We start from the raw sequence: 18,368 nt of genomic DNA, 5'->3' as shown, positions 1-18,368 counted from the left end.
CGGAGCCGTTCCCGATCTCTTACGTGAACCGGCGCAGCCGCAGGCTGTTGCTCACCACGAACACGCTGGAGAACGCCATCGCCGCTCCCGCGATCATCGGGTTGAGCAGGCCGAGCGCCGCGAGCGGCAGGGCGGCCACGTTGTAGGCGAACGCCCAGAACAGGTTGCTCTTGATCGTGCCGAGCGTCCTGCGCGACAGCCTGATCGCGTCGGCGGCCACCCGCAGGTCGCCCCTGACCAGGGTCAGGTCGCTCGCCTCGATCGCGGCGTCGGTGCCGGTGCCCATGGCCAGCCCGAGATCGGCCTGGGCCAGGGCGGCCGCGTCGTTGACGCCGTCGCCGACCATGGCCACGACCCGGCCCTCGCCCTGCAGCTTCTTGACCACGTCCACCTTGTCGGCGGGCAGGACCTCGGCGATCACCTCGTCGATGCCCACCTCGTCCGCCACCGTCCTGGCCACGGCCTGGTTGTCGCCGGTCAGCAGCACCGGGGTGAGCCCGAGCGCGCGGAGCTGGGCGATGGCCTCCTTGCTGGTCGGCTTGACCACGTCGGCCACCACGAGCACCGCGCGGGCCTGACCGTCCCAGCCGACCGCGACGGCGGTGCGGCCGGCGGTCTGCGCGGCGTGCAGCGAGCGTTCGAGCTCCGGGGTGAGGTGCTGTGACCACTCCGCCAGCAGCCTGGGGCGGCCGACCAGCACCGCGTGCCCCTCCACGATGCCCTGCACGCCGAGCCCTTCGACGTTCGCGAAGCCCTCGGCCGCGGGCAGCTCGCCGGCCCGTGCCGCCGCGCCCTTGGCGACGGCCTGGGCGATCGGGTGCTCGGAGGCGTGCTCCAGCGCACCCGCCAGCCGCAGCACCTCGGTCTCGTCCTCGCCGTCGGCGACGTGCACCTCGACGAGGGTCATGCGTCCCTCGGTGACCGTGCCGGTCTTGTCGAGCACCACGGTGTCGATCTTGCGGGTGTTCTCCAGCGCTTCTGGGCCCTTGATCAGGATGCCGAGCTGGGCGCCCCGCCCGGTGCCGACCAGCAGCGCCGTCGGCGTGGCCAGGCCCAGCGCGCACGGGCAGGCGATGATCAGGACCGCGACCGCCGCGGTGAACGCCGCCCCCACGCCGTCGCCGGTGCCCAGCCAGAAGCCGAGCGTCCCGACGGCCAGCGCGATCACGATGGGCACGAAGACGCCGGAGATGCGGTCGGCCAGCCGCTGCGCCTGGGCCTTGCCGGTCTGGGCCGCCTCCACCAGCTTGGCCATCTGGGCCAGCTGGGTGTCGGCGCCCACCCGGGTCGCCCGGACGACGAGCCTGCCGCCCGCGTTCACGGTGGCGCCGGTGACCGCGTCGCCCGGCCGTACCTCGACCGGGACGGACTCGCCGGTCAGCATGGAGGCGTCCACCGCCGACGTCCCCTCTTCGACGACGCCGTCCGTGGCGATCTTCTCGCCCGGCCGGATCACGAACCGGTCGCCGGCCTTGAGCCGTTCGACCGGGACCCGCCGGCCGTCGGCCAGCTCGACGTCCTTGGCGCCCAGCTCCATCAGGGCCCTGAGCGCGGCGCCCGCCCGCCGCTTGGAGCGGGCCTCGAAATAGCGCCCGGCCAGGATGAACGCGGTGACACCCGCGGCGGCCTCAAGGTAGATGTTGCCCGAGCCGTCGGTGCGCTCGATGGTGAACGCGAACGGGTGCGTCATGCCCGGCGTGCCGGCGGTGCCGAAGAACAGCGCCCACAGCGACCAGCCGAGCGCGGCGATCGTGCCGATGGAGATCAGCGTGTCCATGGTGGCGGCGCCGTGGCGGAGGTTGGTCCAGGCGGCCTTGTGGAAGGGCCAGCCCGCGTACACGACCACCGGCGCGGCCAGCACCAGCGACAGCCACTGCCAGTTCGTGAACTGCAGCGGCGGGATCATCGCCATCGCGATCACCGGCACGGCCAGGATCACGGAGGTGAGCAGGCGGGCGCGCAGCGGACGCAGCTCGTCCTCCGGCTCCCGCGCGGCGCTCTCCGCCTGGGGCGGCACGGGCAGCGCGGCCGTGTAGCCGGCCTTCTCCACCTCGGCGATCAGCAGCTGCGGCTCGACGCCCTCGGGGAAGGTGACCTTCGCCTTCTCCGTGGCGTAGTTGACCGTGGCGGTCACGCCGTCCATCTTGTTGAGCTTGCGCTCGATCCGGTTGGCGCACGAGGCGCAGGTCATGCCGCCGATCGAGAGCTCGACCGCGTTGTGCCGGTCATCGGTGACGGAGGTCATCACCGTTCTCCTTTCTCTCGTTCAGTGGCCGTGATCGTCGCCGTGCCCGCTGGGCGCCGGCGTGGGTGTGGGCAGGTCGGGGCGGGTGCCCGCGCTCAAGGTGAAGTCTGCCGTGCGGACCTCGCCCTCGTGCTGGAAGTCCAGGAACAGGCGGTAGTCGCCGGTGCTCGGCACCTCGGCGTAGAAGACTATCCCGGGCCCCGCCGCAGTCTTGCCGTCGCCGGGCGTGCCGTCCGGGTGGACGTGCAGGTAGGCCAGGTCCTTGGCGCGCAGGGCCACCAGGTGGCCGTAGGCGCCGAGGTAGGGCTGCAGGTCGGTGACCGGCTTGCCGTTCTTCGTGACCTTCAGGGTGAGCTCGCTCGACCGGCCTGGCGTGAGGTCGCCGTCGAGGGTGACGGTGTATCCGTCCACCTTCGACGTGCGGCTGGGCGCGGGCAGGGCCTTGGGCTCGTAGTCGCCGGCCGCGTGCAGGTCGGTGCCGAGCGTCAGGCCCTCGGCGCCGGTCGGCGCGAAGTCGGCGAAGGCGCGGTACGCCCCCGCGTCCGGCAGCGTGAGCTCGACCGACCAGACGCCGTCGCCCGCCTGCTCGGGGTGCAGGTGCTGGAAGCTGCCCAGGTCGCGGGAGACCACGATGAAGTGCAGCTTCTTGTCGTGCTCGACCTGGTAATCGGTGACCGGCTTGCCGTCGGGGCCGGTCACGGCGAACCGGAAGTCCGTGGACCGGCCCGGCTTGATCGTCTCGGTGAGCGGGACGAGGGTGTACCCGTTCTCGGACACTTGGAGCCCCCCGGGGGTATCTTGCTTCGCTGCCTGAGTGGTGGCGTGCTCGTCATGTCCCGCGCTCGCGGCGGGCGCAGCCATGGCGCTGTGGTCCTCGGCCGGGGGTGTCCCGACCGGTCCCATCACCTTGCCCGCGCCCAGCGCGCCGCCGAAGACGACCGCCAGGCCCAGGGCGTACGCGCCGAGCTTGGCCGTGGTGTTCATGACTGACCCGCCACTTCGTATCCGGCTTCCTGGACCGCGGCCACGATCTTCGCGGCGTCAACGGGGCCGTCACTGCCCACGGTCAGCAGCCCGGTGGCCAGGTCGACCTCGACGCTGGTCACACCGGCCACGTCGCCGACCTCTTCCTTGACCGAGCTGACGCAGTGTCCGCAGGTCATGCCCTGGACGGTGTAGGTGACGGTGCTCATATCGATCTCTCCTTCAATCCGGTCAGGAACGAACAAGTCTGGCGATCGCCTCGGAGGCTTCCTTGACCTTCTCCGCCGCCTCGGGGCCGCCCTTCGCGGTGGCCTCGGCGACGCAGTGCGCCAGGTGCTGCTCCAGCAGCGACAACGAGAACGACTTCAGCGCGCTGGTCGCCGCGGACACCTGGGTCAGGATGTCGATGCAGTATTTGTCGTCCTCGACCATCCGCTGCAGGCCGCGCACCTGCCCCTCGATCCGGCGCAGCCGCATCGCGTGGTCCTGCTTGTCACCGCTGTAACCGGCCATGTCCAGCCCTCCCATCGCTTCCGTCGTCTCGGTCAACACTATACCCCCCTATGGTATTCCGAGCGCAAGCGGAGGCCGCGTCACCGGGCTCCGCTCGACCGCCGACGGTCGCCCGGGGCATACTGTTGCCGCTTCACCATGATCATTTACCCGAATGTCAGAGGAAGGTAAAGAGCATGTCCGAGCAAGCGATCAACCGGCGGCGGTTACTGGCCTCGGCGGCGGCCGTCGGCGGTCTGTCCTTGGGGCTTTCACTCGTCCCCGGCGCCGCGCGGGCCGCGTCCGAGGCCACCGCCCGCGGCCGCCGCAGTGCGGCCACGTGGGAGAACATCATCGAGAAGTCCTCCTTCGGCAGCTCCACGGCCTTCAGCCAGGAGTGGAACCCCCTCTATCCCTGGGACGGCGACGCCGACACCCACAACGGCGCCGCCAGGATGAACGCCGGCCAGATCTCCCTCTCCGGGGGCGTACTGACGTTGACGGCGACCCGGCTGGCCGCGCCCGACGGCACCAGCCCGCACGAGCCGCTGGCGCCGCTGTGGTACCGCTCGGGCGCCGTCCACGCCAAGGAGCAGATCCTCGTCGACGACCAGTTCCCCGAGTACGACATCGAGGGCGAGTTCCGTACGCAGACGGGGACGGGCATCTGGCCGGCCTTCTGGACCACCGGCACCTGGCCGGCCTGGCCGCCGGAGACCGACATCCTGGAATATGTCGGCAATCGCACCAACCTCTTCAACACCTGGAACAAGACTCCCAGCGGAGACGAGGGCGAGGAGCCGAACGGCGACGCGTACGTCACGCGCGCGAAGATCAGCGGCCACGAGCCCGACTCCTGGCACAAGTACCGCGTCTGGATGTCCAAGGACGGGGACGACGTCCTGCTCGACTACTACTTCGACGGGGTCTACCAGGCGACCCATCGGGGGGTCGGCTGGGCAGGCGTCCCGCAATGGCTGATCATCAACCTGCAGATGGGCTCCTGGGCCTCCGGCGTCGAGCCCGGCGATCCCGGCTGGAGCGACCAGCCCGGCCCGAGCGGCAGCACCTACTTCCGGGCCCGCAACGTATGGGCCGGTCGCACGCGCGCCTGGTGACACGCAGCCGCGAAGAGAACCCCTGAGCCATCGTGGAACTCGATGAAACGCCTACCGGGTGGGTGCCGGCGGAGCGCCCACCCGAACGGCGAAAGGGGACGCACATATCCAGAGGTGATCGAACGTACCGCGTTCCACGCGGTGTGCCGCGCGGTTCCTCACGGTCACCGACCCCGCCGCCACGCTCACCGTGGGCGCCGGCTGCACCCTGGTGACCCCGCACGAGGCGCGCTGCGCGGCCGCGAACGTCGGATCCATGGTCGTCCGCGGACTGGACGGCAACGACGTGATCACCAACTCGACGGGTCTCGGCCTGGCCATCGCCAGGGAGATCGCCCAGCGCCACCACGGAACGCTGACCATCGAGGCCGCGCCGGGAGGCGCCCGATTCGTGCTGCGGATCCCCGCCGTACAAGAGCTGCGGGCCGGACGACAGGGCGTACGGCCAGTCCCCCGCTCCTGCGCGCGTCGTTCCCCATAATGTTTGCCCCATGGCAACCAACACGTACAGCAACCTGGCGAACACTCTCAGACATGACGTGCCGGCCTCCGTCGTGGTGTTCCTCGTCGCCGTACCCCTCTCGCTGGGGATCGCGATGGCTTCCGGGGTGCCGCTGGCCGCCGGGCTGATCGCCGCCGTGGTGGGCGGGATCGTGGCGGGCGCCCTGGGCGGGTCGGCCGTGCAGGTGAGCGGGCCGACGGCCAGCCTCACGCTGGTGATCGCCGACCTGGTGTCCACCTACGGCTGGCGGGCCACCTGCATGATCACCTTGCTGGGCGGAGCCGTGCAGCTGCTGCTCGGCGTGTTCAGGGCGGCCAGGGCGGCCCTGGCCGTCTCGCCCGCCGTCGTGCACGGCATGCTGACCGGGGTCGGCATCCTCATCGCGCTCTCGCAGCTGCACATCGTCCTGGGCGGCAGCCCGCAGCGCTCGGCCATGGCGAACCTCACCGAGCTGCCCGGGCAGATCATCGGCCTGCACGGCCACACGGTGACGGTGGGGCTGGTCACCATCATGGTGCTCCTGGTCTGGACGCGGCTCCCCAAACCGATCAGGTCGGTCCCCGCGCCGCTGGCCGCGCTGCTCGTGGCGTCGGTGTCGGCCTGGGCGTTCGGCTGGGACGTCACGCGCATCGAGCTCCCCGACGTCCTGTCCACGTGGGCGCTGCCCGAGCTGCCGCAGGGCGACTGGAGCCGGATCCTGGGCGGCGCGCTGCTGATCGCGTTGCTGGCCGGGGCGGAGTCGCTGCTGTGCTGCGCGGCGACCGACACGATGCACACGGGCCGCCGCGCCGACCTGGACCGCGAGCTGTCGGGGCAGGGCGTGGCCAACATGGTGAGCGGGGCGCTGGGCGGCCTGCCGGTGGCCGGGGTGATCGTGCGGAGCACCACGAACGTCGGGGCAGGCGGGCGCAGCCGCTGGTCGGCGATCCTGCACGGGGTGTGGGTGCTGGTGTTCGCGCTGGGGTTCGGCTGGTCGATCGCGCTGATCCCGATGGAGGCGCTGGCGGCGCTGCTGGTCTTCATCGGGATCAGGACGATCAGCCTCGGCCACGTGCGGAAGGTGCACGGGCACGGCGAGGTGCCGGTGTACGTGGTGACGATGGCGGGCGTCATCGTGCTCGGCCTGGCCGAAGGGGTGCTCGCGGGGCTGGCCCTGGCCGCGCTGCTGGCGCTGCGCCGCCTGACCTGGGTGACAGTGCTCAAGCGGGAGGATCCCGAGGGCCGGCTGAACGTGACGATCTCGGGGTCGCTGACGTTCCTGGGGGTGCCGCGGCTGGCGCAGGAGCTGCGTACGATCCCGGCGGGCACGGCCGTGGACCTGGACCTGAACATCGACTTCATGGACAACGCCGCCTTCGACGTGATCCACTCCTGGCGGCTGGACCACGAACGGCTGGGCGGCGTCGTGGTCATCGACGAGCTGCACGACGAGTGGTACGCGATGGCCGCCAGCGGAGCCCGCATGTACCCGGCCAAGACCCCGCCCAAGGCTCCCGACCGCTGGTGGTTGCCGTGGGCCCACCGCGCGCCGGAGACGGCCGCGCCCGTGAGCGGGACCAAGCCCGCGACCGCCTGCCGGCTGACGCGGGGCGCGCACGAGTTCCACCGGCGTACGGCGCCGCTCATGCGGCCGGTCTTCACCGAGCTGGCCCGCAAGCAGCAGCCCTCCCACCTGTTCATCACGTGCGCGGACTCCAGGGTCGTGCCCAGCCTGATCACGGCCAGCGGGCCGGGGGACCTGTTCACGGTGCGCAACATCGGCAACCTCGTGCCGCGCAAGGGCTCCGCGCCGCACGACGACTCGGTGGTGGCCGCGATCGAGTACGCCACGCAGGTGCTGGGCGTGCACACGATCACGGTGTGCGGCCACTCGGGCTGCGGCGCGATGGCGGGCGTGCTGAGCGGCGGCGTCCAGGCGGGCAGCCTGCCCGGTCTGCGCAGCTGGCTGCGGCACGGCGACCACAGCCTGGCCAGGCTCATCGAGACCGAGGGCGACGCGCTGCACACCGGGGCCCTGGACCTGTTGTGCCGGGTCAACGTGCAGCAGCAGCTGGAGAACCTGCGTACCTACGCCAACGTGGACGCGCAGGTCGAGGCGGGCAAGCTGGAGCTGGTCGGGCTGTTCTTCGACATCGGCTCGGCCCGGGTGCACCTGGTCCCGCCGCTCAAGGCGGACCAGCCGTCGATCCGCGAATGAGCACGCCCCTGGCAGGACCTGCCAGGTGACCGGCCAGCCGGGGCGGTGGACGCCGGAGCTCCGGGCGACGACCGGCGGACCGCCGCCCGCGTCCGCCGCGATCACGCTCGCCGTCGCCGGTGCCACCCTCGGGCCGGGCCCGGTCGGCTGGGCGGTGGAGGTCATCCGTCAGGTGCAGGCGTACGGGGGCGGGCACCCTACGGGAGGTCCTCGGCGACCTGACACCTTGACGGCGTCGTCAGCCGATGCCACCGTCCGCGACCTGCCGGAAGACGACGGTGGCTTTGTAGCGGCCGTCATGCTCGGGGTCCGCTTCGGACTCGGCCGACACGACGTAGACCTCCGCGTCGTCGCCGAAGAAGCGCGTGGCCTCCAGGAGCGCCCGGGACGCCAGCTCCTTCGGGTTGGAGCCGACCACGTGGGTTGTGTGCTGGAAAGAGAAGTTCGCGAGCTGGTGAAGCCGGTCGCGGCTGTCGTTGCTCACGTGATCACCTTTCGCGAGGGGTTGATCTTTCGCGACAGTAGCACGCAGTCGAGCTCGACGCAGTCCACGACAGGGCCCCGCTCGACGGCGGCCGCCGCGATGATGCCCATGCGACCAGCGGACTGACCTCCATAAGAGCATCCCCCGCGCCTCATCCGGCGGGAAGCCGCTCGGTCCATTCAGCGTCGATCGTCACCCCCTGGTCGCTGGAGGCGATCCCTCCCGTGAGAGGGGCCCAGACGGGCGTGTTGCGGACCCGCGCGGTCGCCGGATCCACGACCACGATGCCCTTGCCGACCGCCAGCGGAATCTCCAGGCGTCGCCCCCCGTCGGTCTCGCCCAGGTCCACGACCCCCGGCCGCGCGGCGAGCGCCCGGTACGCGGCGGCGCGGACCTGGGGCGAGACCGGCGCCTGGCTGATCAGCGAGAGCAGCGTCTCCACGGCGAACCCGTCCTGCTGGACGTCGGTCGCCGGGCCCGCGCTGGTGCGCACGCCACGCTCGGCGATCGCCGACCGCAGGTGGGTGTACAGGGCGTCCGCCTCGTCCGGAAGCGCCCGTAGCTCGTCGAAGTTCATGCGCAGCGCTCCGACCGCGAACAGCGCGGGCTTCCTGGTGAACTTGAAGAGCTTGCCCTCGCCCTTCAGCCCCACGCCCTTGAGCCAGAACTGGCCGTCTCGCCGGTACCAGTACTCCTCCGTCGGCTGCCCCTCCCGGGTGACGGTGATGTGCCAGTACGTCCCGGAGCCCTCGGGCGCGCGCTCCGCGGAGGTGGCGGCCACGAGCAGGACCTCCCGCGCGTTCACCGGCACCGCCGCCGCGGACGGTGCCGGCGGCGGCGATCCGCCGAGACGGCCGGGCACGATCACGACCGCGGCGGCCGTGGCCGCGGCGACCACCGGGATCAGGAACCACCGCGCCCGCCGCCGGGGCGTGGCGCGGTGCATGCTGGAGCGTAGTTGCCGGCGCCGCCGGGCGACCGCCTCGGGAGACGGGTCGGGCTTGGCGAGCAGGGTCCGGATCTCGCGCAGGTCATCCATGGTCGTCCTCCTTGGCCAGCATCTCGTGGATCTTCTTGCGAGCGCGGCTGAGCCGCGAACCGACGGTTCCGTAGGAGACGCCGAGGGCGTCGGCCACCTCCTGATGGGTGAGCTCCGCCAGGGAGACGAGCGTCACCACGTCACGTTCGCCCTGATTGAGCCCGGCCAGCGCCCTGGCCAGGCGGGGGCCCATGCGCTGCGCCGTGACCGAGTCAACCACCCGGCCCTCGTGGCTGTCGGCGGCGGACTCGGCGCTCGTCCGGGCCAGCGCCCGGTAGTGGCGCGCCTCCTTGCGGCGGTGGCGGGCGATCAGGTTCGTGGCGATGCCGAACAGCCACGGCCTGATCGCGCCGCGGGCGGGGTCGAAGCGCCCCCGGTCGCGGAAGGCCAGGAAGAACGTCTCCGCCGCGATGTCCTCCCCGGCCTGGACGTCCAGCCGGCCGGCCGCGTACAGGTACACCTCGCGGAAGTAACGGTCGTAGACGGCCGTGAACTCCTCCGCGTCCATCCGGAAGCGGGCGACGAGTTCCCCGTCGCCCGCCTGCCCTCGCGTCTCGGTCGTCACGCTCTCACCCTTCTGCCGGCGGTCGTCGCCCTTCCTTCGCCGCAGCCGGGCCGAGCTTTCCCGCCGGTCGCGGACGAGGCTGACCGGCGGGCGGGTTACGGAGCGTGCTGTACGGCGATCTTCAACCCGCTTGCCGCCCGTCAACGTCCTCGACGGCGGCGGTCAGGCCCTCACCGAGGGGTCCGGCGAAGGCCTCTCCGGGCTGACGTCAAGGCCTCGCCCTAGAAGGCCTGAGCGATCTGAGGCGTGTTGAAGCTGCGGATCAGCCCCATACGGGTGTCGTTGAGCCTGATCCGGCCGAACACCTCATCCACCTGGGTGCCGAGGTCCTCATCGAGCCATACCCTCGGTACGGTGATCACGAAGTCAGCGCCGAGCCCGAACTCGTCCGAGGACCCGATGGTGACGACGGGAACGCTGAAAAGCCATCCGGTGGTGTCGTCCGCGAACACCGAAGCCGAGAACGGCGCGCCGTTCGTGGCGTTGATGATCCCATCGGCTTCCAGCTTGCTCATGTAAAAGTCGATGCCGATGGTGACTCTGTAGATGCCGGACCCCACGCTGTCGATCGTGAGGCACACGTTGCTGGTGGCTGCGCCCGTGCACCGCTGCTCGGCGGCAGCGGGCTGCGCCGCCAGAAGAACGACAGCGAAAGCGGACGCCATGACGATGGCGAACGCTCTCAGGAGGGCGTGTCTGGCACGACCTCGTAATCCGATGGCCCTGTTGATCATGTGAGCGTCCCTTCTGCTCGGCGTCATCATGGAGAGATGACGCTCCGATGAGAAGGCGTTCCATGCTGTTCCAATAGGCGCCGAGGCGTCCTGGGCCAGGCGTGCCGGACCTCGCGGCTACCTCTTGCGGGCGACCGCGCCGAAAAGTCGCTGCCGGGACGTAGCTGCCGGAGGGCAGGGCTTCGACGTAGCGGCCGATGAGCCCGACCGGGTCATGGGAGTCCGGCACGAAGTGCAGGACGGCGACGAGGATCAGCGCCATCGGCCGGGAGAAGTCGAGAGAGCGCAGCACCTCTGAGTGGGCAGGCCAGAGCCGATGTCGAGGCATTGGGTGACGCCTTGCTGGGCGAGGTATCGGGTGGCGGCGATCAGGAACGTGCGGTTGCTGACGGCCATGTCGCGCACCACAGGGCGCAGTCAGGAATTCCAGCGGGCTTCCCCGGATCGCCCTCGTGGACCGGCGCAGTACGTCTCCGGGTCGAGCGATCCTCGCCTGAGAACGCTTCCGCTCCCGTAGCCCGCGGATACGTCCGAACCATCACAAACACCTTCACGATCTTTAAACGCACCAATCTGGCCAGGCAGCCCCACATTGGAACACTTCTCGTTTACTACGCCTTGAGGTGGGCATTTGACTTTCTGTAGTCAAACGACTGCATAGAGTCACGATCAAGGGAGTTTCATGCCCCCCGTCAGCGGACGCGACCCCATCGCCAGCATCGACGCCCACGTCAAGACCGGCCCTGACGACGACGTCGCCGGCGGCAGCTACGACGACGACGCCTACCTCGGCATCGCCGGACGCGAGTTCAAGCTCGACCTCCCCGGCCAGAACGACCTGGATGTCGGCCAGGAGTTCCACTACATCTACGGCGCTGGAGGCAACACCGCCTACGACAAGTACAACGATCCCCGCAGCCCGCAACTGACCTTCGACGACGTCCTCAGCAACGACGTCTACGTCCGCATCAACCCCAGCGACGACTGGTGGCACGTCGAACACGTCCAGGTCAGCGTCCGTGGCGTCCTGGGCTCCCACGTCACCTTCGAGGCCCTCAACGGCAGCGCCTCCCAGTGGCTCGGCAACCCGCTGGGCCTCATCCTCCATCTGAAGAGAAGCGGCCACCAGGCCGACGAGTCCGAAAAGTCCTGACTCCAATGGCACCAGCCGACTGGCTGCGCCCTTCGTGAACCGTCCGGCATGCGCGGCTTCACAACCCGCATGCCGGACGGCAGCCAACTCCGCCGTCACAGGGAACGGCGACACCCCCAAGGCCTGCCAACCAAGATCGGCCCGAGGGCACACGCCTCTTTGTCGCTACGTACTGTAGCTGCGCCATTCACCGGCGATCTGATTTGATCACCACTGTCCGACTGGAATCAGCCCGTACGGGAGGCCGCTTTGCGTGTGACGAGCCGCACCGGGAATGCACGAAGAACCGGGTACGTCATCGTGGTCACGCTCGTTCTGCTCGCCTGTCTGGCCGAAGGCGTGCATTTGTTCGGAGGCCGCGCAGAACGCCTGCGCGAGATCTATGGTGGCGCCTTTCAGGTGGCGCATCCGGAGTTTTACCTCGTCGTGGATAAGAAGGTGGGCGTGGACCCCTTGTCGATACAGGTGTCGGCCGGGGTTTTCGACGTGGCTTCGCGTCGGCAAAGCCGTGGTGCGGAGGGGCAGATAGCGACGAACGTGCTGGGCACGACCTCTGCTTCCTCGATGCCGGAGACGACGATGAGCCCGATGTTGCGCTCGTTCCAGGGCGGCGAGGGGGTCGATGAGCCGTCCAGAGCCCATGCACGTGAGGCGATAGCGGCCCTGGACGAGAATGCCTTTTCCACCGCCGTCGTGGAGCTGGCCGAGCCCATGACCGAGGACGAGCTGACCACCACCCTGGGTGTGAGAGGGCTCCAGTCGGACGCGGTTTATCTGTTTCTCTCCGGATCGCCAGGGGGAGCCGGCAAACCTGTCTACTGGAGGTCGTGCGCAGTTTATGAGATGGAATGCGAGAGCACGTCGCCGATCGAGCTGTACCGGCGTTGGGCGGCCATCAGCCGATCCCCGTCCCGCGCCGACGGGACGGGCTCGTCCGCTCACGCGGCCAGGGTCTCGCCGACCTGAACCAGCTGATCCAGATCATGCACCGGTCGCCCACCCATTCACCGTCGAATACGCCACACCCCAGACCTTCTGCACCACCCGGCCCGGCCCACCAAGAACCGTTCTTCCGGATCGCCGAGGTCATGCCAGCATGGCCAACACCCCGGCACGTCCCCAGCGCGGGACGAGAACCTTCCGGGATCTCGCCCGACGCATGAGGCCGGCGATCAGGGTGGGCTTTCCGGTTGCTCGACTCGTCGGCCGGGCGTGCTCCTCTCCGGCCACGCCAGTCAGACACGAACCGTCTGAGACCGAAAGCTGTGGCCCAGCTCGGGCCCGAGCCCGTGGTAGTGGCGGAAGTTGAAGATCAACGGGCTCCAAGCGGTCGGATCGATATGATCGGTGCCGGGCACGACGATGCGGGAGTCCGCGTGCACCCGCAGCACGCGAGCCTCGACGATCAAGAACCGATCAGTCACGTCGGGCTGGACGCGTTCTGCCCGCGCTTCCAGTTGAAGAGGGCAGCCCACGACGCGGTGCGGCCGAACCAGGTGAGACGGCTCGGCAAGCAGGCCGGCCGCCTCGAACTTGGCCCGCTCGTGCCGGTACAGCTCCCGCTTGTCCTCCGGCACCGGGTCCCGGCCGGTCAGCGTGGCCAGACGCTCGACAGCGGACCACATCTCCGGCGCCGGCAGATTGATCACCACGTCGGGTCTGGTCATGAGGTTGTGCGCGGTCTGACTCGATCTCATCAACCCCAGGACGACGGCCTGGCCCAGCGCCCATGCCGACGAGACGGGGGCGAGGTTCACCGTGGAGTCGTCGTTCTCCGTGGTCAGCAACGCGACCGGTGTGCCGAAGTAGAGGATGCTGGGGCTGATCACCAGGTGCCTGCGGGCAGGAGCCGTCACATGTGTTTCTGCGGTCATGACGGCCCACCGTAAGGGCGGGACGCTTCGGCGATCCCCGAAGTGACGCTTTGGGAAGATGGGGGTCGTGAGCAGTCGAGACATGCCCGACGGCAACCCTGATGTGGCCGCGCTGGCCGGGTTGCTGGCCAACCGCAGCCGTGCCGCCTTCTGCCTGGCCCTGCTGGACGGCCACGAGTGGACGGTCAGCGAACTGGCCGGTTACGCCGGGGTATCCATCCAGACGGCAACGGAACACCTCAACATGCTCGTGGGTGGCGGCTTGCTGGCGGAAGAGCGCCGGGGCCGCCACCGTTATCTCCGGCTGGCGGGGGCGGACACAGCCGAGCTGATCGAAAATCTCGCCGCCCGCGCTCCGCAGCGCCCTGCCCCGGTACGCTCCCTGTCCGACGCCAACCGCCGCCGCTCCCTGGCCCACGCCAGGATCTGCTACGACCACCTGGCCGGCACCTTGGCCGTCGCGATCACCGACGCCATGACCGAGCACGGGCTGCTGGCCTGGGAGGCGCAGGAGCACGGCCCGCGGCTCAGCGAGCAAGGCATCGCCTGGCTCGTCGAACAGGGCATCGCACGGGACCCGCTGCCGGCGGGCTGGCACCCGCATGTCCGCACCTGCCTGGACTGGACGGAACAGCGCCTTCATCTGGCCGGAGCGCTCGGTGCGGCGTTCTACCGTCACATGCTTGCCGCGGGCTGGATGACCAGGAACGGCGTCAGCCGCCTCATCACGCTCACCCCCACCGGTCACACCGCCCTCCACCGGCAGCTCGGCATACCGGAAGAGGCACTCACCCCAGCTGACAGACGCTGACTCCCCCTCGGCCCGTGGGGTTCGGCCAGTGGCCGGCCCAGTCGGGCACGTCAGGGCCCGCAGGAACGTGGTGTCCTTGCTCCACGGGCACTACGAGAGTGTCGAGCCCAATCAACTCGATCTTGCGGACGAGGTGGGAGCCGACGATTCCGGCGGCGCCGGCGACCGGAATCACGAGGTGGTTCTTCTCAGGGTCGACTGGCAGGGATTCGCTCCTGCGCGGGGGAGGTGGTGATCACTTCGGTGTATCCGCCATGGGACGAACGGCGGATGATGCCGGTCTCGATGCCGTGCGCGCGTTCCTCCCGCTCCTGCGCCCGCAGGGCCAGGCACAGCCGGCGGGTGATCTCGAAGGCCACGACGGGACCGGCGAGGACCGCGACGCGGAAGAACCATGTGACGGCGAAGAGCGACAGATGGAACTGGTAGGCGATCTGGTCATTGGCCGCCGCCGTCCACAGCAGGCCGAAGAAGGTTATGCCCGCCGCGCCGAACGCGGTCCGGACAGCGGCCTCGCGGGGCCGGTCCAGTGCATGGTCGAGCGCACGGTCGCGGGTGAGCCTGCGTTCGATGAGCGGGTAGGCCGCCAGGACGGTGAAGAAGGCGCCCGGTATGCCCAGAGCGGGGATGAGGATCGACAGGGAGAGCGGGTGGCCGAAGACGACGGGTTCCCAGGCGGGCATGATGCGCAGGGCGCCGTCCAGGAAACCCATGTACCAGTCGGGTACGGCGCCCGCGCTGGTGGCGCTCGGGCCGGCCGGGCCGTACAGCCAGATGGGGTTGATCTGCACGACGGTGCTCAGCAGCGTGAGCATCCCGAAGGTGGCGAAGAACAACGCCAGCGAGCTGAGCGGCGGCACGTAGGTCGCGCCCGGGTAGTGCGTGCGGCCGTGCCGCCGCACCAGCCTGCCTCTGATCATGAGCAGCCCGATCATGATCACCGGGATGAGTGACACATGCAGCCAGTAGAACAGCGGGATCACCCGGTCTCCCGGTACGGCTTCGCCGAACAGCAGGCCCGTCAGGTGGGTGCCGATGAGCGGGATCGACTGGGTCACCCCCTGGATCAGCGCGAGACTGCCGCCCGACAGCATGTCGTCGGGCAGAATGCCGCCGGTCAGGCCCGCGGCGATCGCCAGGAGGGACAGGCCGACCCAGATCAGCCAGTTCAGAGCGCGGGGGCGGCGGAAGGCGCCGGTGAAGAACAGCCGCAGCAGGTGCAGGCAGATGGCGGCGACGAGGATCAGCGTGGCCCAGTGGTGGATTTGCCGGATCAGGAGGCCGCCGCGTACCTCCAGGCTGATCTCCATGGTGGAGTCGAAGGCACGGCTGACGGGCACACCGCGCAGCGGCGTGTAGACGCCCTGGTAGATCACCTGGGTGGTGTCGGGGTCGTACAGGAAGGTCAGGAAGACGCCGGTGACGATGAGCACGATCAGGCTATGGATCGCGATCTGGCCGAACAGGAACGACCAGTGGTCCATCCGCGCGCCCGGCCGGGCCAGCCGTACGAGGAGGCCCTTCATGCGTGGACCGGCGGCTGCGGACCCGCGACCTGGCCGCAGGTAGCACCGCCGCCGATCCGTTCGGTGATGTCGCCGCCGAAGTCACGGCGAAGGTTCTCAATCGTTGATCGCATGCCGCCCATCGTGGGTTTCGGGGGCCATGAGGATCAACGACGGATCACGCCATGCACTGGTAAGCCTGGCTTACTGCCGGAAACAGGATCCCGCTCCCGGCGCTGCCACCATCAGCCTCGGGAGCCCGCTCAGTCGAAAGTGAGCGCGCCCAGGTCTCGGAAAACCTGGGCGAGACCGCGGATGGCAGAGGTCTCCTCGTCCGTGCGCCAGACCAGGCCCCAGCTGATGGGGCGGGCGTCCCGGAGAGGCAGGTAAGCGATGTCGGGACGGGCGTTGTAGCGGATGGCGTGCCAGTGAACGGGCTGAACGACCTGGCGGTCGGCGATCAGCGTGGCCATTTCGTCCCAGGTCGTGATCGGCATGGTGCGCGTGACCGTGCGGCCCTTGGGAGTGCTGAAGGGCACCGCGGTGTCTTCCCAGTAGTCGGGCAGGGTGATCGAGGGCCCGCAGACGCCGTAATGGGCAAGTGCTTCGAGGCTGGCCGATCCACGCTCGATCAGTTCGTGGTCGGCGGCCACCATCAGGGCCCGGGGTTCGGTCCAGATGACGGGGCCGGCGGTGAGGTCCGGCTCCTCGACGGGAAACCAGCTGATCAGGGCGTCGATCGAGCCGCTGCGCAGTGGTTTGAAGGGTTCGATGAAGAGGTTGTGCCGGATCTGCAGGCCCCACTGGGGGTGCCGGGCACGGAAGGCGTCCCAGAAAGGCCGCAGGTCGTGGGCGAAGCTGGGGATCATGCCGATGCGGAGCACGCCGGTTTTGCCCTGGGCGGCCAGGGTGGCTCGCCGCATGCTCTCGTGCAGCTCCCGGTAGACCGGCCGGAGGTCGTCTCTGAGCTGCTCGCCGATCGGGGTCAGCCGTACGCTGCGGCTGGTCCGGTAGAACAGGTCGGCGCCGATCTTCCGCTCCTGCTGCTTGATCACCTGGCTCACCCGCGCGTGGGTGATGCGTAAGCGCTCGGCGGTGCGGCCGAAGTGCAGCTCTTCAGCGAGCGTCAGGAAGACCTCGATGTCCCGTAGTTCCACGTCGCCTTCCATCGGTAAGTCGGGCTTACCGGATCATAGCGAACTGCGTCGTTGATCCGGATCACCCGAAAATCCACCATTTGGAGAGGCGGCATCCAGCGGACTGAGGAGAAAGACCATGACGCATCGAGCGCGAGTCGTGATCATCGGCGGCGGCTTCGCCGGTTACAACGCCGCGCGGGTTCTGAACCGCAAGCACCGGCGGGAGATCGACGTCACCCTGCTGAACCCGACCGACTTCATGCTCTACCAGCCCTTGCTGCCGGACGTGGTGGCCGGGATCGTGCACCCGCGCCATGTCGCGGTGTCCCTGGCCGCCGCCCTGCCGTACACCCGGTTGCTGCCCGGCACCGTCACCGGGCTGGACGCCGGTCAGCGAGAAGTCCGTTATGTCGACTCCGAAGGCCGATCGCGGCAGGTGGGCTACGACCGGCTGATCGTCAGCGTGGGCGCGGTGAGCAAGGTGCTGCCGATCGAGGGTAGCGAGACCTACAGCCACGGCCTGAAGGGTCTGCCCGAAGCTCTCTATCTTCGCGACCACATCATCCGGCAGGTCGAGCTGGCCGCCGTCGCCGACGACCCGGAGGAGCGGCGGGCCCGGCTGACCTTCGTGGTGGTCGGAGCGGGGTACACCGGCACCGAGACGGCCGCCGTCGGCCAGTTGTTCACCCGGTCTCTGCTGCGCAAGTACCGGAGCCTGGCCGGCGTGCCGGTGCGCTGGATCGTCGTGCAGTACGACGATCGCCTCCTGCCCGAACTGCGCCCCTCCTTGGGCAGGACCGCCGAGCGGGTCCTGCGCAAGCGAGGAGCCGAGCTGCGGCTGGGCACCACCGTACGCAAGGCCGCACCGGATGGGGTGCTGCTCAGCGATGGCGAGTTCGTCCCGGCCAGGACCATCGTCTGGACCACGGGCGTCCGTCCCGATCCGGTCATCGACACGTTCGGCCTGCCCACTGCGGGCGGCCGGATCCAGACCGACGAGTACATGGCGGTGAGCGGCCACCCGGAGATCTACGCCGCCGGCGACGCCGCCGCCGTGCCCGACCTGGCCGGTCCGGACGAGGTCACCCCGATGACGGGGCAGCACGCCGAACGGCACGGCAAGGCCGTGGCCCGCAACGTCGCGGCCTCACTGGGACTGGGCCGGGGCGCCAAGCCGTACCGGCATCGGCTGCTGGGCTTCCTCGTCGACCTCGGCGGCTGGCAAGCGGCGGCGGACCCGCTGGGCGTGCCACTGTCCGGAGTGGCCGCGAAGCTGGTCACCCGGGGCTACCACCTGTACGTCATGCCGGGCAACCGGATCCGGGTCGCCGCCGACTTGCTGCTGAACGCGGTACTGCCGCGCCAGGTCGTGCAGCTCGGCCTGGTCAGAGGCGACGCCGTACCGCTGGACAGCCCCGACCCCGAGCTCCCCCGGCGGGTGTACCCGACCCGCTCGCCACAGGGTGAGCACGCCGAAGCGGGCACCCCTCTTTCCGTTCTCTGATCAAGCGCGGCACGGAGTCCGG

The 18,368-nt window shown here is 69.6% G+C and carries 19 protein-coding genes and 1 pseudogene; 7 read left to right on the top strand and 13 right to left on the bottom strand.

The window, feature by feature from the left end:
- Positions 1-19: 19 nt before the first annotated feature.
- From ABEA43_RS15755 to ABEA43_RS15740, 4 genes are read right to left on the bottom strand one after another with little or no spacing between them, the layout of a single operon-like run.
- A complete protein-coding gene (locus tag ABEA43_RS15755) occupies positions 20-2,245 on the bottom strand; it encodes a heavy metal translocating P-type ATPase (protein WP_345562413.1) in 2,226 nt (741 codons plus the stop codon).
- A 21-nt stretch (positions 2,246-2,266) separates the two neighbouring features.
- The gene (locus ABEA43_RS15750) at positions 2,267-3,229 is read right to left on the bottom strand and encodes a hypothetical protein (RefSeq protein ID WP_345562411.1); all 963 of its coding nucleotides are present in this window, start codon (positions 3,227-3,229) and stop codon (positions 2,267-2,269) included.
- The gene (locus ABEA43_RS15745; RefSeq protein ID WP_345562410.1) at positions 3,226-3,438 is read right to left on the bottom strand and encodes a heavy-metal-associated domain-containing protein; all 213 of its coding nucleotides are present in this window, start codon (positions 3,436-3,438) and stop codon (positions 3,226-3,228) included. The genes ABEA43_RS15750 and ABEA43_RS15745 overlap by 4 nt, the downstream gene beginning before the upstream one ends.
- 22 nt (positions 3,439-3,460) lie before the next feature.
- A complete protein-coding gene (locus tag ABEA43_RS15740; protein ID WP_345562604.1) occupies positions 3,461-3,742 on the bottom strand; it encodes a metal-sensitive transcriptional regulator in 282 nt (93 codons plus the stop codon).
- A 176-nt stretch (positions 3,743-3,918) separates the two neighbouring features.
- Between ABEA43_RS15740 and ABEA43_RS15735 the strand changes: the two genes are divergently transcribed.
- The 3 genes from ABEA43_RS15735 to ABEA43_RS15725 all read left to right on the top strand — a co-directional run bounded on the left by ABEA43_RS15735 (position 3,919) and on the right by ABEA43_RS15725 (position 7,538).
- Positions 3,919-4,839, top strand: a complete 921-nt coding sequence (locus ABEA43_RS15735; RefSeq protein WP_345562409.1) for a glycoside hydrolase family 16 protein — start codon at positions 3,919-3,921, stop codon at positions 4,837-4,839.
- A gap of 190 nt (positions 4,840-5,029) precedes the next feature.
- On the top strand, positions 5,030-5,320 hold the full coding sequence (locus ABEA43_RS15730) for an ATP-binding protein (RefSeq protein WP_345562408.1): 291 nt from the start codon (positions 5,030-5,032) through the stop codon (positions 5,318-5,320).
- A 10-nt stretch (positions 5,321-5,330) separates the two neighbouring features.
- Complete coding sequence (locus ABEA43_RS15725) at positions 5,331-7,538, top strand: SulP family inorganic anion transporter (protein ID WP_345562407.1); 2,208 nt, start codon at positions 5,331-5,333, stop codon at positions 7,536-7,538.
- A 238-nt stretch (positions 7,539-7,776) separates the two neighbouring features.
- Here the strand turns inward: ABEA43_RS15725 and ABEA43_RS15720 are convergent, their stop codons facing one another.
- The 6 genes and pseudogenes from ABEA43_RS15720 to ABEA43_RS15695 form a co-directional block, all read right to left on the bottom strand.
- A complete protein-coding gene (locus ABEA43_RS15720; protein WP_345562406.1) occupies positions 7,777-8,022 on the bottom strand; it encodes a hypothetical protein in 246 nt (81 codons plus the stop codon).
- A 151-nt stretch (positions 8,023-8,173) separates the two neighbouring features.
- Positions 8,174-9,061, bottom strand: a complete 888-nt coding sequence (locus ABEA43_RS15715; protein ID WP_345562403.1) for a CU044_5270 family protein — start codon at positions 9,059-9,061, stop codon at positions 8,174-8,176.
- Positions 9,054-9,626 carry an RNA polymerase sigma factor gene (locus ABEA43_RS15710; protein WP_345562401.1) on the bottom strand — a complete coding sequence of 191 codons (573 nt, stop codon included), beginning with the start codon at positions 9,624-9,626 and terminating at the stop codon, positions 9,054-9,056. The genes ABEA43_RS15715 and ABEA43_RS15710 overlap by 8 nt, the downstream gene beginning before the upstream one ends.
- Before the next feature lie 221 nt (positions 9,627-9,847).
- Positions 9,848-10,360: a hypothetical protein gene (locus ABEA43_RS15705; RefSeq protein WP_345562607.1), complete on the bottom strand. Its 513-nt coding sequence runs from the start codon at positions 10,358-10,360 to the stop codon at positions 9,848-9,850.
- 193 nt (positions 10,361-10,553) lie between these two features.
- A pseudogene (locus tag ABEA43_RS15700) lies at positions 10,554-10,622 on the bottom strand (hypothetical protein); the annotation flags it as partial.
- A complete protein-coding gene (locus tag ABEA43_RS15695) occupies positions 10,613-10,756 on the bottom strand; it encodes an SAM-dependent methyltransferase (protein ID WP_345562399.1) in 144 nt (47 codons plus the stop codon). The gene ABEA43_RS15695 and the pseudogene ABEA43_RS15700, both read right to left, overlap by 10 nt.
- A gap of 286 nt (positions 10,757-11,042) precedes the next feature.
- Here ABEA43_RS15695 and ABEA43_RS15690 point away from each other — a divergent pair, with 286 nt between their 5' ends.
- The gene (locus tag ABEA43_RS15690; RefSeq protein WP_345562397.1) at positions 11,043-11,513 is read left to right on the top strand and encodes a hypothetical protein; all 471 of its coding nucleotides are present in this window, start codon (positions 11,043-11,045) and stop codon (positions 11,511-11,513) included.
- Positions 11,514-11,813: 300 nt separating this feature from the next.
- The gene (locus ABEA43_RS15685) at positions 11,814-12,479 is read left to right on the top strand and encodes a hypothetical protein (RefSeq protein WP_345562395.1); all 666 of its coding nucleotides are present in this window, start codon (positions 11,814-11,816) and stop codon (positions 12,477-12,479) included.
- A gap of 269 nt (positions 12,480-12,748) precedes the next feature.
- Here ABEA43_RS15685 and ABEA43_RS15680 read toward each other — a convergent pair whose 3' ends face one another.
- Complete coding sequence (locus tag ABEA43_RS15680) at positions 12,749-13,387, bottom strand: flavin reductase family protein (protein ID WP_345562393.1); 639 nt, start codon at positions 13,385-13,387, stop codon at positions 12,749-12,751.
- 82 nt (positions 13,388-13,469) lie between these two features.
- Between ABEA43_RS15680 and ABEA43_RS15675 the strand changes: the two genes are divergently transcribed.
- Positions 13,470-14,198, top strand: coding sequence for an ArsR/SmtB family transcription factor (locus ABEA43_RS15675; RefSeq protein WP_425570266.1), 729 nt, complete (start codon positions 13,470-13,472; stop codon positions 14,196-14,198).
- 188 nt (positions 14,199-14,386) lie between these two features.
- Here the strand turns inward: ABEA43_RS15675 and qcrB are convergent, their stop codons facing one another.
- Both qcrB and ABEA43_RS15665 read right to left on the bottom strand, forming a co-directional pair.
- Positions 14,387-15,724 carry a cytochrome bc1 complex cytochrome b subunit gene (gene qcrB, locus ABEA43_RS15670; protein ID WP_345562389.1) on the bottom strand — a complete coding sequence of 446 codons (1,338 nt, stop codon included), beginning with the start codon at positions 15,722-15,724 and terminating at the stop codon, positions 14,387-14,389.
- Positions 15,725-15,966: 242 nt separating this feature from the next.
- Positions 15,967-16,860, bottom strand: a complete 894-nt coding sequence (locus ABEA43_RS15665; RefSeq protein WP_345562387.1) for a LysR family transcriptional regulator — start codon at positions 16,858-16,860, stop codon at positions 15,967-15,969.
- Positions 16,861-16,978: 118 nt separating this feature from the next.
- Between ABEA43_RS15665 and ABEA43_RS15660 the strand changes: the two genes are divergently transcribed.
- Positions 16,979-18,346 carry an NAD(P)/FAD-dependent oxidoreductase gene (locus tag ABEA43_RS15660; RefSeq protein WP_345562385.1) on the top strand — a complete coding sequence of 456 codons (1,368 nt, stop codon included), beginning with the start codon at positions 16,979-16,981 and terminating at the stop codon, positions 18,344-18,346.
- Positions 18,347-18,368 lie beyond the last annotated feature (22 nt).

Origin of the sequence: Nonomuraea rosea, from assembly GCF_039539705.1 — a bacterium.
Classification (GTDB): Bacteria; Actinomycetota; Actinomycetes; order Streptosporangiales; family Streptosporangiaceae; genus Nonomuraea; species Nonomuraea rosea.
The sequence above is the reverse complement of the archived record's forward strand: the minus strand, read 5'-3'. Positions and strand labels throughout refer to the sequence as shown.